This window comes from Leptospira bourretii (assembly GCF_004770145.1).
GTDB lineage: Bacteria > Spirochaetota > Leptospiria > Leptospirales > Leptospiraceae > Leptospira_A > Leptospira_A bourretii.
The window spans coordinates 244,373-257,784 of the sequence record NZ_RQFW01000018.1 but is presented as its reverse complement, the minus strand read 5'-3'; the positions used below and the strand labels follow the sequence as shown (position 1 = coordinate 257,784).

10 protein-coding genes are annotated in these 13,412 nt (G+C 36.8%); 6 read left to right on the top strand and 4 right to left on the bottom strand.

Going from position 1 to position 13,412, the window contains the following annotated elements; genetic code table 11:
• The first annotated feature begins 185 nt into the window (after window positions 1–185).
• Both EHQ47_RS13200 and EHQ47_RS13195 read left to right on the top strand, forming a co-directional pair.
• Window positions 186–3,707, top strand: coding sequence for a nitrate reductase (locus EHQ47_RS13200; protein WP_135777329.1), 3,522 nt, complete (start codon window positions 186–188; stop codon window positions 3,705–3,707).
• Between the two features lie 107 nt (window positions 3,708–3,814).
• Window positions 3,815–4,957: a PepSY-associated TM helix domain-containing protein gene (locus tag EHQ47_RS13195; protein WP_244290344.1), complete on the top strand. Its 1,143-nt coding sequence runs from the start codon at window positions 3,815–3,817 to the stop codon at window positions 4,955–4,957.
• An 8-nt stretch (window positions 4,958–4,965) separates the two neighbouring features.
• Here EHQ47_RS13195 and EHQ47_RS13190 read toward each other — a convergent pair whose 3' ends face one another.
• On the bottom strand, window positions 4,966–5,529 hold the full coding sequence (locus EHQ47_RS13190; protein ID WP_135747522.1) for an LIC_11695 family lipoprotein: 564 nt from the start codon (window positions 5,527–5,529) through the stop codon (window positions 4,966–4,968).
• Window positions 5,530–5,545: 16 nt separating this feature from the next.
• On the bottom strand, window positions 5,546–7,945 hold the full coding sequence (locus tag EHQ47_RS13185) for a TonB-dependent receptor (protein WP_135777328.1): 2,400 nt from the start codon (window positions 7,943–7,945) through the stop codon (window positions 5,546–5,548).
• Between the two features lie 130 nt (window positions 7,946–8,075).
• On the opposite strand from EHQ47_RS13185, the gene EHQ47_RS13180 reads away from it, so the two are divergent.
• Window positions 8,076–8,507 carry a DoxX family protein gene (locus EHQ47_RS13180; protein ID WP_135777327.1) on the top strand — a complete coding sequence of 144 codons (432 nt, stop codon included), beginning with the start codon at window positions 8,076–8,078 and terminating at the stop codon, window positions 8,505–8,507.
• A gap of 66 nt (window positions 8,508–8,573) precedes the next feature.
• Here EHQ47_RS13180 and EHQ47_RS13175 read toward each other — a convergent pair whose 3' ends face one another.
• Complete coding sequence (locus tag EHQ47_RS13175; protein WP_135747519.1) at window positions 8,574–8,984, bottom strand: CoA-binding protein; 411 nt, start codon at window positions 8,982–8,984, stop codon at window positions 8,574–8,576.
• A gap of 89 nt (window positions 8,985–9,073) precedes the next feature.
• Between EHQ47_RS13175 and EHQ47_RS13170 the strand changes: the two genes are divergently transcribed.
• The 3 genes from EHQ47_RS13170 (at window position 9,074) to EHQ47_RS13160 (ending at window position 11,633) form a co-directional block, all read left to right on the top strand.
• The gene (locus tag EHQ47_RS13170; RefSeq protein WP_244290343.1) at window positions 9,074–10,264 is read left to right on the top strand and encodes a hypothetical protein; all 1,191 of its coding nucleotides are present in this window, start codon (window positions 9,074–9,076) and stop codon (window positions 10,262–10,264) included.
• 15 nt (window positions 10,265–10,279) lie between these two features.
• Window positions 10,280–11,002: a flagellar filament core protein flaB2 domain protein gene (locus tag EHQ47_RS13165; protein WP_135777326.1), complete on the top strand. Its 723-nt coding sequence runs from the start codon at window positions 10,280–10,282 to the stop codon at window positions 11,000–11,002.
• 85 nt (window positions 11,003–11,087) lie between these two features.
• The gene (locus EHQ47_RS13160) at window positions 11,088–11,633 is read left to right on the top strand and encodes a DUF4334 domain-containing protein (protein ID WP_135747517.1); all 546 of its coding nucleotides are present in this window, start codon (window positions 11,088–11,090) and stop codon (window positions 11,631–11,633) included.
• A gap of 52 nt (window positions 11,634–11,685) precedes the next feature.
• Here the strand turns inward: EHQ47_RS13160 and EHQ47_RS13155 are convergent, their stop codons facing one another.
• Window positions 11,686–13,377, bottom strand: a complete 1,692-nt coding sequence (locus EHQ47_RS13155; protein WP_135777325.1) for a methyl-accepting chemotaxis protein — start codon at window positions 13,375–13,377, stop codon at window positions 11,686–11,688.
• Window positions 13,378–13,412: the final 35 nt, after the last annotated feature.

Sequence of the window (13,412 nt, the reverse complement as noted above, 5' to 3'; positions counted from 1 at the left end):
GTTCTCTTCATTTTCATTAGAATCTAATGAAAATGTACGTTTTATACGCAGAATGTTGATTCAAAATTTTGATTCTCCGTGGTTTCCAAATTCGAACTGAGAAGAATTAGTTCAAATTCCTATTGGAATAAGCATTTTTATGAATTTTTCAGCAATTGGCATAGTTATTGCTGATTGTTCTTGTGATGACAAGAGAATCCTATCCATCGACTTGCTCCTACTGCGGAGTAGGTTGCGGAGTTACCGTACATAAAACGAGTCCCACTGAGATTATGATCGAAGGGGATACGGAACATCCTGCGAATAAAGGACTTTTATGTTCAAAAGGAATGAACTTACATTATACGGTGATGGATAAAACGGATCGGGTTCTTTATCCATTTCATAGAAAAGATAGAAACAATCAATTATCAAAAGTTAGCTGGGATTTCGCTTTATCTGGAATTGCGAACCAGTTTAAAAAATTAATTCAAACTTATGGACCTGATTCTGTTGGGTTTTATGTGTCTGGTCAACTTCTTACAGAAGAATATTATATTATTAACAAACTCATTAAAGGATTTATTGGTAGTAACAATATTGATACGAACTCTAGACTCTGTATGAGTTCTGCCGTGGTCGGATATAAAATGGCATTGGGGGAAGATAGTGTCCCCATTACTTATGAAGATATTGAGTTAGCAGATTGTTTTTTAATTGCTGGTGCTAATCCAGCCTGGTGTCACCCCATTTTATTTCGTAGGATTGAAGCACATAAAAAAAATCATCCAGAAATAAAGATCATAGTCGTTGATCCAAGAAGAACTGATACTTGCGAAGATGCGGATTTACATTTACAAATCCATCCAGGGACCGACATTTTTCTCTTTCATGCCATCGCAAAAATTCTTATCGATAACAACTGGATTGATTCTGAGTTTATACAATCGCATACAGAAGGAATTGATGAGTTAAAGATTTTATTAGCTGAATTTGATGTAGAATCAGCAGCAGAAACCTGTGGAATTCCTGTCAGTGACATTCATTTAGCAGCATCTTATATTGGTAAGGCGAAAGGTTTTTTGTCACTTTGGGCAATGGGACTAAACCAAAGTGTTGTAGGTGTCAATAAAAACTTAGCCCTTATCAATTTGTCCCTCCTCACAGGAAAAATTGGGAAACCTGGAAGTGGTCCGTTTTCTTTGACTGGACAACCAAATGCTATGGGAGGTCGGGAAGTTGGTGGACTGTGTAATTTGTTGCCAGCGCACCGAGATTTGAGTAATGCAGCTCACAGAGAGGAAGTGGCAAAGTTTTGGGGAGTAGAAACCGAAGTCATTCAGAGTAAACCTGGGTTTACTGCTGTGGAAATGTTTGAAAATCTTAGAACAGGAAAGATGAAGGCAGTTTGGATCATCTGCACAAATCCAACAACAAGTTTGCCTGATGCGCGAATGGTTGAACAAGGCTTACGTGCTGCCGAACTTGTTGTTGTTCAAGATATATCTATGAATTCTGCTGCAATTCCTTTTGCAGACTATGTTCTTCCAGCCGCTGGATGGTCAGAAAAACAAGGAACCATGACAAATTCAGATCGTAGGGTTACTTATCTTTCAAAAATTTTAGAACCACCTGGTGAAGCGTTAGCTGATACTTTTATCATTAAAAAATTTGCCGAAAAAATGGGGTTTGGATCTTCTTTTAGTTATCAAACGGAAGAAGATGTTTTTTTAGAGCATTGTGCTTTAACTAAAAATACAAAAATTGATATCAGCGGACTGGATTATGCAATTTTAAAAGAAAAACGTTCTGTGCAGTGGCCATATCCTCATAAAGATCACGGCGGAACTCCACGTTTATTTTCTGATCATATTTTTTATCGAGCGAATGGAAAAGCAAAAATCTTTAATGTTTCGCCCGAAGATACTTCCGAAAAAACTTCCGAATTGTTTCCATTTATTTTAACAACAGGAAGAATTCGTGACCAGTGGCATACCATGACAAGGACTGGAAAAGTTCAAAAACTGATGGAACACAAATCGGAACCATATCTGGAGATCCATCCAGAAGATGCAAAACGAATCACACTCGAAGATGGCGCCATTGCCGAAGTTTCAAATGAAAGGGGGCTTGTCCGAGTTCGTACTAAAATCACTGATACGATCAAACAAGGAACTGTGTTTTTACCAATGCATTGGGGTAAAAAAAATAAAAACGACGAATCGAGGGCAAACAACCTAACAAACAAAGGCTATGATCCATTTTCCAAACAACCTGGGTTTAAAATTTCTGCTGTCCAAGTAAAACCTTATACCAAAGAAAAAGAAAAAATTCTTATCATTGGTGGAGGCAACAGTACTTATGCTTTTATAAAAAATTATAAAGAATTAGTTCCTGATGATGAAATCACTGTTATTTGTAAGGAAGAAAATCCGCTTTATAATCGAATCCTTCTTCCTGATTTTATCAGCGGTGAAAAAGAATTCCAAGAACTCTCTAGTGCCAATTCGGAGGAAGTAATCTCTTGGAATATTAACTTACACACTTCCACATCGGTTACAGAAATTTTGCCAGAAGCAAAGATAGTGAAAGACTCTTTCGGAAATTCTTTTTCGTATAACAAACTGATTTTGGCGACGGGAAGTTCTCCTCAGATTCCGAAATACATTGCGCAAGATATGGTCGGAGTATTTAGTTTAAGAGCTAAAAATGATGCAGATCGAATCAAAGGTTTTTTTGTTCCCGATTCCCATGCGTTGATTGTTGGTGGAGGCCTTCTTGGTTTGGAATTGGCAGCGGCATTAAAATCACTGAATGTAAAAGTAACAGTCCTTGTTCGAACAGATCGATTGATGTCCAAACAATTAGATTCTATTGCTTGTGATATCCTAAAAGAAGAAATTCAAAAACGCGACATTGAAGTATTATTCAATTCTGAAATTTCCAAAGTAAATGGATTTGGACGAGTCACAAATGTTGAGTTAAAAGATGGTCGTAAACTTTATCCAGATGGAATTGTTTATGCAATGGGAACAAGTCCAAATTTACATTTAGCAAAAGGATTAGGATTTGAGTTGGGAGAAGGTATAAAAGTAAACGAATTTTTACAAACAAGTGATCCTGATATTTATGCTATTGGGGAAGTTGCTGAACATTCAAGCGGTGTGTATGGGACTGTTCTTGCGGCTGAAGAACAAGCAAAAATTGCCGCCTTGCATATATTTGGTTATAAATACAAAACCTATTCCGGTTCCTTACATTCCAATTTATTAAAAATTCCTGGGCTTGAATTAGTGTCTCTAAGACTTCCTGGTGTTTCATTTGAAAATCTTTCCGATGAATATGAAGAAATTGTTTTTTTAGATCGAAAACGAAGACGTTATAAAAAATGTATTGTGAAAGGTGACAAATTAGTTGGTGCCATTCTTATCGGTGACAAAGCAGAGTTTGTTGAATATAAGAACTTAATTTCCAGTGGAGTAGAGCTTGGTGAAAAACGAGGAAAACTTCTTTCCGGTGGGACAGGCACCAAACCGCCGAAAGGTGCACTAGTTTGTTCCTGTAACAGTGTGGGGCGGGGCAATATTGAAGATGAAATTAAAAATGGAGCCAACAATTTAGAAGCCATCATGGCGAACACGGGAGCTGGGACTGGCTGTGGGAGCTGCCGTCCTGAAGTAAATCAAATCATCAAACAAATGTTAGAACATTCCAAAACTACCGTTTGATACAAAACCCAGACGGTTTTTCGGGTCATTTCTTTTTGCCAACCAATCGATCGTAAACAAGAAACAACGGGAGATAACTTCAGGATTTCCTGAAGAATTACTTGAAAATGAGACCTATTCTCATTTTATGGAATTTATCTATGACTCGGAGTTTTCTTTTGAAAGCAAAAACTTGGTATCAACTGCATATGGTCCTCGGAATTTTTGGGGCTAGTTTCCTTTTGGTTTTGGGAGTGACGGGTTCACTTTTGGTTTATGGAAAAGAACTCCAGGCGTTCACAGGTCTACTGTCCATTGAGGTAAAACAAGAACGATTACCATTTGATCTTCTATACAAACGATTGTTAGAGCAGGTACCTGAAGGAAGTGTTGCTGGTTGGTTAGTCTCAGATACCCAAGACCAAGCGGATCAGGTTTGGTTTCATAATTTAGAAATTCCTAGTAAAGAAACAGTTTATTTGATTAATCCATATGATGGCAATATAACCGGAAGATTAAAAGAAAATCGAAGTGATAGTTTATATGGATTCCTTCTTGTTTTGCATTATAGTCTTTTTCTTGGAGGAGTAGGGTATTTTTTTACTGGTTGTATTGCAGTTGTTTATTTGTTTTTGGCAATCAGTGGAATCAAACTTTATAAACGGTTTTGGATAAGTTTTTTGCGACTCCGTTTAAGAGAAAGTATGCAGATCCTATTCTCCGACTTACACAAGTTTGTTGGAATAAATGCAGTGTGGTTTCATTTGATTTTGGCGATTACCGGCGGATGGTGGAGCCTCAGAGACACTTTGATCCTTAGTCATCCAGAGGAAAAAGTAGTTCATCATCTTTGGTCATCGGAATATTCTATTCATCAGTTATTAGAAGAAACAAAAAAACAAATCCCAGGTTTTCGATTAGGATATATATCTTTCCCTCATCATTCAAAAGAGGAACCAATTGGATTTTATGGAAATCGTTTTGATTCGTCTGGATTAGAAAGTCGCTATGGTTCTTATGTTCGTTATGATGTGAATTCAAAACAAATATTTGATCAAGTAGATATGTCGAAAGAGAGTTTGGGAAACAAAGTATTGGATTCTTTTCGTCCCTTACATTTTGGAACTTTTGCCAACCATTTAAGTAAAATGATATGGGTGGTAGGTGGACTGACACCGGCGATACTTGCGATTAGTGGAATTAGTATTTTTTATATTAAAAGAAAGAATAGAAGAAGAACTCAAAAAAAACTTTTGAGTTCTTCTGTTTAATTTTTATATTATTGCCAACATTTACTTGGATCGTAACATACATAAGTGCCTTTGAATCTTTCGCAAGCTTCTTTTGCACTTTTTAAATCTGTGACTCCGTAGTAAGCATTTGCTGGAATTAGATATTTATGTTCCCCTTCCGTCGTATATGCATAAGGGATTAGATCATTGATTCCGTCCACTCCGTCATAATGGCAAGCAGCAACTTTATTGGTAATCGCACATGGTCCATTAAGTCTTTCTACAACAATTTGAATTCCAATGGCATTTCCGATGGTTGTATACGTTTGTTCCATGTTTAGTTCCCACTCAGCTTTTTTCTCAAGATAAGCGGTGGAATACTCTCTACAAAATAAATGTGGACCATCCTTGATGCTGAACCTATGGCTATAAGCTACATTTAGTCCTAGTCTTTGGGCTTCACTCATACTATTTGCATTGATTTGTTGAATCGCTAACATGGAAACCAGATCGTCACTGGTAACTTTGTCTTGTGGATCAAACAAATCGCATTGGAATACAAAGAGTCCAACTGTGATGAGGGTGAGAAGGGTTTTTATTTTTGTTTTCATTGGTTTCTCCAGAAATTTAAATTTTATAAGTTAACATAAATCCGTAAGTTTTTGGTGCACCTGGTACAGCTTGAAAAGTCCCATCAATATAAGATGTGAAGTAATAGCGGTCATTGATATTGTTCATATAAAGATAAGCGGAAATTGTATCCGTTTCGTACCCAATTCTTGAATTGATTACATAGTATGGGTCGCTATACACAGTGTTATCTGCTGCAAAATACATCTGGCCGACTGCTTGGAATTCACCACGAAAAAATATTCCATATTCATTTCTATATTGGAGATAACTGACAATGTCATATTTTGGAATGAAGTGAACCCACTTTCCATTGAAGTCTCGGTTGAGAACGGAATCATGAAACTTGTTGAAAATTCCTTCTGTGTAACCTGCCGAAAGGCCTATTTTGGTATCTTTTTGAGGTTTAATAAATGATTCTAATTCATAACCTCTGATCGTAACTAACTCTGCATTAAGGTTGATATACTGAGATAAATTGATGGCACGGACTACGTGGAAGTCTTGAGTTTCCGTATAGAACTGAGTATACTTTAAGCCAAACTTTCCCTTAAAGAATTCTGATTTGATTCCAGCTTCGATTGTATCGTTAATCTCAGGTTTGAAAGCAGCTCTGTTTGGAACATTTACTACAGTGCTATAACCGGCGTTTTTATATCCGCGACTAAAGCCGATAAAAAACATAAGATTATCAATGGGTTTGTAATCAAAAATCAATCGAGAGACATTGTAATTGTATCGATTGTTAATAGTATATGGATCTGATAACACAAGAGTTTCACCCAACGGATTGTTCGCACGTGAAATTCCAACGGCTTGTTCTGTATGGGAAAGGCGACTCTCTTGCCTTTCTAACCTGGCTCCTAATGTGATGGTGAATTTTTCAGCAAAAGTATAACTATTATGGGTATAAAAACTTACGTTTTTATCATGAAGTCTTGATAAATTTTTCTCTCTTGTTGGTGCACTAAGACCAGGAAAATCATTAATTACGTAAACTTGAGATCTATGTTCCCTTGCTTGGTCTATGTTTGTGATTTTGTTTGAAGCATAAATCCCCGCTTTGAATTGTAAAGGATCATGTTTATCTTTTGATTCAACATAGATGTCATTGAGAAAGGTCTTTGCTTTTTCTACATAGATGGATCTGTTTTGGTCTGTTGTTGTAAAGTCTGAGTCTGCGGTGATTGGATCAATATCCATCTTTCGAATCGCTGATGCAGTTTTTAAATTTGTATGTGGGAGTTTGGTGGTTGTTGCTAAGGAATATGTGTTCCCTGTAACGTTACTTTTCCCTTCATAATCCCAATATACTTTTCTGTCTCCATTCACCCTATTAATATAAGTTCCATATAACTTGGAACAGTTGGATGGCATGGCAACACAACCTTGTAATAAGGCTTTTTCTCTTTCTGATTTTGCTCCTAAATAGTTAACTAGATTTAAAGATCCATCATCAAAACTCTCCGCACTGATTTGTAAATCGGCTTCAAAAATATCGTTTGGAGTAAAATACAAACGAAAACGTCCTGCTTTTCCCTTTCGTCCATCGGGATGTGTTTTGTAGATTTCAACAGGGATTTCATAGGGACGATTGTTAGGATAATAAAATCCAGTTATGTTGGAAAGGTATCCCTCACGTTCTGTACTTTTTCCCGCAATTCCGAAAAAAAGTTTATCATGAATGATTGGGGCATTATAGTAGATGGAGGTTTCTTGTTTTTTATAATTTCCAGCATCATAAGTAATTTTTCCTTCCGGAACGTTCGTTGGTTTTTTTGTTCTGATTTCAACAACACCACCTTGAAAATTCTTTCCAAATAGAGTTGCTTGGCTCCCACGGTAAACTTCTATATTTTCAAGACCGTATAACTCGGTGTTAAGTGCCACATTATCATTCAATGGAATCCCATCTAAGATTAAGCCTACTGCTGGCTCACTAAAGGCGATACTCCTCATACCCCGAATATTAAAATAAGTAAAGTTACGTGATCCAGAATCGATGATGGAAAAATTGGGAACCTGTTTGTCGATATCATTGGTTCGGTTGATTCCTGCATCTTGGATGTCTTGTTCGTTTAAACGACTAATGCTATTGGGTGTTCGAAGGATTTCGCGATCTCTTGGGTCTTTTTTGCCCGTGACACGGATTCCTCCCTCCATCGGTTTGGAAGTTGGGTTAGGTGCAGGATCTGTTCCCCCGGTTCCAGTTCCAGTTTGGGTTTGGGGATTTTTCTCTTGGTTTTGTGCGGAAAGGGGCGCAGAAAATAAGACAGAGAAGATCAAAAAGGAAGAAAGGACGAGGGCTTTTAGGGAGAAGAAGGTGCGAAAAAGAGAAAGAATTGGCTTTCTGATGGAATTTTTTTTATGAGATCGGTTCTCAAAAAGGAAAGTCATACGGCCATTGCCTCAGATAGACCGTCCGATGTCGATTAATAAATGAGATAAAGACTCAAAATCACTCACTTAGGATTTCCCTAAAATCTATCAATATGTCGATTGGATTGTTTCGGGAGTCTAAGGCTCTATGAGTGAAACAAATCCAATCAAAAGAAATATTTTTCAGACAGTCTTAAGAATCCTCTTGGGTGCATTTTTGGTTTTTGCCGGAGCAGGCCACCTAACTTGGCATAGAACAGAATTTTTAGCGCAGGTGCCTACTTGGTTACCAATCAATGCGGATTTGGTTGTTCTTTTATCAGGTGCCGTGGAAATCGTTTTGGGATTGTCCCTTATTTTGCTTCGCAACAAACAAGCGCAAGTTGGTTGGGTTGTTGCTTTGTTTTTTGTCTTAATCTTTCCGGGAAATATTTCACAATATGTGAATGGAATTAGCGCTTTTGGTTTGGATACCGACAGGGCTCGTTTGATTCGTTTGTTTTTTCAACCGGTGTTGGTTTTATGGGCCATTTGGAGTTGTGGATCTTGGGTCGACTTCCAAGCGAAAAGAAAAAACTAAGTTTTTCTTTTCTAAGGATATGGATTTCGAAAATGCTCAGTAGAGTTTTTTTAATCGGTATCTTGTTTAAAAATAATTTCTATGTTCTATGATAAGGCATCGATTGGAGACAACGCGGATGCCTGCTTCTTCTGCTTTTTTTTCAGCCTCTGGGTGTGATATTCCCAATTGAAGCCAAATTACTTCGGTTCCGCCTAAACTTAAGATTTCATCAATCACTTCCGGAATTTTATCGGAGCTACGAAACACATCGATAAACTTACGATCTTCTTTTGGTACATCTTTTAAACTTTTATAGATAGTAAATCCACCTACACTATGTTCCTTGGGATAGGTACCAACTACTCCCCAACCTTTGTCTCTGATGTAAACCGGGACATAATGGCTTGGTTTAGAAGGATCGTTGCTGAGTCCGTAAACAGTAATCTTCGGATATGATGTGAGGAGGGATTTTATTTCGGAATCAGCTACGTTCATGGAGGATAGTTTAACATAGGAAATTAAAATTGCAAGTATGGGGAGAGATAAGATTTTAATTTAATCAATGGAGACGATTACAATAATACTTGCAGTGGTTTTTAATTGGATTAAGATTTGTATCCTTATCGATGATGTTACGAATTGAATTTCTTAAAAGAATCTCTTTGACGGCACTCCTGGTGGCTACTGTCAACAAGACAGAAGGAAAAGAACCAAAGAAAGATTCTAATGGAACCAAAGATCTTTTGGAAATTCCTTTGTATCCCATGTCTGTGGCGGATGAGGTTCTTTTGTCCATTACGAACAAAATCTACCAATCTGGCATGGAGTTTGATTCCTTTTTAGTTTTGTTTTTATCGGAATTACAAAGTCTCTATCCATTTGATGAAAAAGCCAAAGCCCTAACTTATAAAGATTTGTATTTTGCGTCCATACGATGTGAAATCGTATTTTGCTTTGTTAGTGTGATCTTGAAGGTGTGGCAAAATCTTTGTCTCCAGTTTGGACTCGAAGGTTATGGCAAAAATGAATTTGAATCTGACTCCGCGAAAATTCAAGAATGGATCATTTCACTTGGGAATCAATTTAAGATGGGTGATAGCCCACATTTTTTTCTAAAAACAAAAGAAGAATCGGACTGGGTAACATCGAAGGTAAATGTTTCTCTTCCCTGGTTTGGAACTATAAAAACAGAAATCATACAGTTTTTTCCTTTGTCCCTTGAAATACATAGAGTATGGAAGGAGGCAGCAGCATTCAAAGATCCAATTGAATTTAACCAAAACATTGTCTCTGAAGTTTTAAGAATACTGACTTTGTTAGTTTATCGTGTGAATGCAAACCAGGCCAGATGGCATCAATATGCGGTTAGATTTTATTATCTAGATTTTGTCGAAAAAGAATTTGAAAGGAAACAAAACAAAAAAAATCCGGATAGTCAAAATGAAAACTCAAAGAGTTTGTTTTCCATTCGTGATTTGTCTTTGGAGTCTGCCATTCGTACAATCAAAGAAAGAGCCTTTCATATGCAAAGTGGAGTGTATCATGAGATGGATCGGCAAAACCAACAAATGGTGGTTTCTTCACTCATTCACCTGATGGATCAAATTTCGGAAAGTGTAAATGGAAATAAAGAAATAACTAAGAAGTTGCGTTTGGTTCATCAATATGGCGGAATCATTTCTGTCTCAACCGCTGCTAGTGCAAGAGATTCCCTTCCTGTTATAGAGGATGCATTGTTACAATTACAAAAAGAACGACGATTACATTTCCCATGAGGCATTGATAAATCTATGAAATTGTCAAAGAACCCTATTCAATCTGCTGATTCAGAAAGAGAAACGATCATTCAAAAACAAATTCATGCCCTTCGAAAAGAAATAACAGATTGGGTTTTTCGTGATTCATCTTTAAATCAAAACAAAAAAGAAATTATACTTCGAACCAATACGAGTGCAAATTTTTTCGAACATTTTGTTTTGAAACGAACAGATGTTAGTGCCATCGATTCTAGGTTAAAGTTCTTTTCTTTAAGTTCCGAAAGATTAGAAAAATTGTATGAACTCCAACCAACACGGACTACTTTTCAAAAACAAACATTTCTGATTCGGAAGGCAATTGTGTATTTAGATACGATGCTTTTGATTGCACAAAGGTTGTCCTCCATTGCGAAATCAAAGGACATTGGCGAACGTAAAGACTTACAATTAGAAGTAACCATATTGATTGATGAGGTCAACCGAATTGTTTCCTTAGCTGAATACAACAATTTCCGTTTGTTTGAAGGTGACTTTGCAAAGAATTCGAGAGTGGCATCTATGTGGTTCATCAACGAAAAAAATGGTGAACTCTTTCGGGTTTATCTTGCCACAATGACTGCTAGGTCTCTTGGATTGACTTCTTCTAATGGAAATCCATTGACGTTGTCGAGTCCCATTTTGTTTCAAAAAAAAATAGAAGAAGCCATCAGTAAAATCACCGAAGAACGAAACCGAATGCAATCTGTTCTTAATTGAAAACTGAAAAATAGAAATTTGGATCAGTATATCTATTTCCTAGGAGTCTCATATTTAAAAGATAGTCTTAGGTAAAAAAATAGTTATGAATACTCTTGAAAAAAAATTCAATGAAATGCGCAGTAAAAAGAACAATTCGACTAGTGATTCGTTTGCGTTATTTGATGCATTACAATCAGTTTCTATAGAAGATACAATCGGTAGGTGGCATGGGTCAGGTTTTCACACTGCTCATACAATGGATGGAGCTTTGGAGACCTTTAATTGGTATGGAAAAGAGTTTGTTGATGCTGATAATGTTCACCCACTTGTATTTCAATCCTTTGGAAAAACCCTATTCAAAGTGAATCCATCGCTAATGCCCGTGAGACTAGCAACGTTAGTTCCATCAACTCGCTTATGGCCTTTGAAATATTTGTTTTTGATGGTTCGTTTTTTATTTCAAACCTCAAAATCAAAGGCGCGTGTCAGGCGAATTGAGTTTCGCGGACAACTGACAGCTGCAATGATCTATGATAATTTACCGATTCATGATGTATTTAAAAAGGTAAATCAGGATACTTTGTTTGGTTGTATGGATTATAAAGGAATGAAACAACCTTTCTTTTTTGTGTTAGAAAGAGATAAGTAAAGATATACCCCTTGTTCCATGATAAAAACAAGGGGTGTGTTTTCTACATTGTTTAGTTATTTAGCCAAGCAATTCCTGATTCCAAACTTGGAACAGATTTTAATTCAACGTTTCCTGTTTTAAGAGTTTGGTCATCGATGGAAATGGCGGCCAAAGCCGAGTTGGGAACCACAACAGCCATTTTTCTTAGGCTTGAATTACTTGCTTTAGGGAACCAGTTGACATTCACCCATTCCTGCGCAGTCCGAGTGACAAGACCCATCCTTCTAGTGTCCGCTAGCCATTTGCGAATGTTATATTTATGTATAATATTCAAAGCTTCGTTTAAAATCTCTATGTATTTATCTTCGCTAAAATTTGGTGTCCAAACAACTTCTAATAGATCTTTTTCTTTTACATAATAAATACTTCCGATGTCCGAACGGAATTGGAGTTTATGTGTGGATTCATCTCTTTCTGAAATCGATGATTCATCGGAAACTACATTGGTTTTAAAAAGATCCACCATAGAGATCAGTTTATCAGCTGTATTGGCAATGGCGGTAATTTTTTCTGCAAGTAGGTCGCTACTTTCCGAATTACTAAAGGACGACTGACTAATGGACGAGACCGAAGCCATCACTTCGTTTGTGGCTGTTTTGTGTTCAATGACTGCTTCTTTAATTTCTTCTGATCTTTCTTTTACGAAAGTAGCTTCTTGTAAAAGTTTGTTTTTTAATTCTTTCTGTGTATTCACTGCAGAGTGAACTTCTGTAATTTTTTCTGAGATAGAATCAATATTTCCAATGATCTCTTGGATTTCCATTGTTGTTTTTTCAATTCTTTCTCTTCCTAACGAAACATCATTTTGATTTTTTTTCATTAGAGAGTCGATTCCTTTCACAGCACTAGCTGTTCTTTCTGCAAGTTTTGAAACTTCTTCTGCAACAACAGCAAACCCTCTACCTGCATCGCCAGCACGCGCAGCTTCAATTGATGCATTGAGTGCAAGCATATTGACTTGTTCGCTGATTTTTGAAATGACATCGACTGTTTTTGAAATTTCAAGTGAACTTTGGGACAAATTGTCCATAGCTTCGTTCATTGTCCGCAGTGTATTTTTTCCTGCCTCAGCACGATCAATAATATTTTTGATGGAATCAAGAGTGCCTTCTACATGTTCCCCTGTTTGATCGATGGCTACCGATAGTCGATCTACCTCTGAAGTTAGATTGTTCATACTTTGTGAATTATTTTCTGCAATATTTGAGATGGACACAGCAACACCAGAAATTTCTTCTATAGATGCTGATACCTCTTCTGTCGCTGCTGATTGAGATTGTAAGTTGGATGCAAAGTCCAAAGTGACTAGTTTCATTTCTTGAGAGTCTGAAGATAATGTATCAGCAGAAGTTTTAATATGTTGGATGAGTTCTTCTTGCGCTTGTAACATTCTATGGAAGTTCAAATAGAATTCTGCGAGTAAATCATTCTTCTTGAAAATAAGTCGGGTTTGTAAGTTCCCGAGTCCCACCTCTTTAAAAGCCATTTCTAATTTTCCAAAAATCTTTTCAAACCAAGAACTTAAAAAAAATCCAAAGACAATACTAAGGATTAGTAGAACCGTCAATAAAGTCCCAATTGTCGTTGTTACGTTTTGAGGTAATGCATTTTGAATCTGCAAAACTATGGCGAAACTGAAAAGCAAAAGCAATCCGAAAGCCAAAAAAGAAAGAAGGAAATAGGTTTTAAGTTTTGAATGCATAATTTTTCTAATTCCAATTTTCAACTTCGCAAAGG

What these genes read in the sequence shown, in the direction of transcription:
- EHQ47_RS13200 (WP_135777329.1), top strand. Translation starts at nt 186, where the DNA reads ATGACAAGAGAATCCTATCCATCGACTTGCTCCTACTGCGGAGTAGGT.
- EHQ47_RS13195 (WP_244290344.1), top strand. Translation starts at nt 3,815, where the DNA reads ATGAGACCTATTCTCATTTTATGGAATTTATCTATGACTCGGAGTTTT.
- EHQ47_RS13190 (WP_135747522.1), bottom strand. Translation starts at nt 5,529, where the DNA reads ATGAAAACAAAAATAAAAACCCTTCTCACCCTCATCACAGTTGGACTC.
- EHQ47_RS13185 (WP_135777328.1), bottom strand. Translation starts at nt 7,945, where the DNA reads ATGACTTTCCTTTTTGAGAACCGATCTCATAAAAAAAATTCCATCAGA.
- EHQ47_RS13180 (WP_135777327.1), top strand. Translation starts at nt 8,076, where the DNA reads ATGAGTGAAACAAATCCAATCAAAAGAAATATTTTTCAGACAGTCTTA.
- EHQ47_RS13175 (WP_135747519.1), bottom strand. Translation starts at nt 8,984, where the DNA reads ATGAACGTAGCTGATTCCGAAATAAAATCCCTCCTCACATCATATCCG.
- EHQ47_RS13165 (WP_135777326.1), top strand. Translation starts at nt 10,280, where the DNA reads ATGAAATTGTCAAAGAACCCTATTCAATCTGCTGATTCAGAAAGAGAA.
- EHQ47_RS13160 (WP_135747517.1), top strand. Translation starts at nt 11,088, where the DNA reads ATGAATACTCTTGAAAAAAAATTCAATGAAATGCGCAGTAAAAAGAAC.
- EHQ47_RS13155 (WP_135777325.1), bottom strand. Translation starts at nt 13,377, where the DNA reads ATGCATTCAAAACTTAAAACCTATTTCCTTCTTTCTTTTTTGGCTTTC.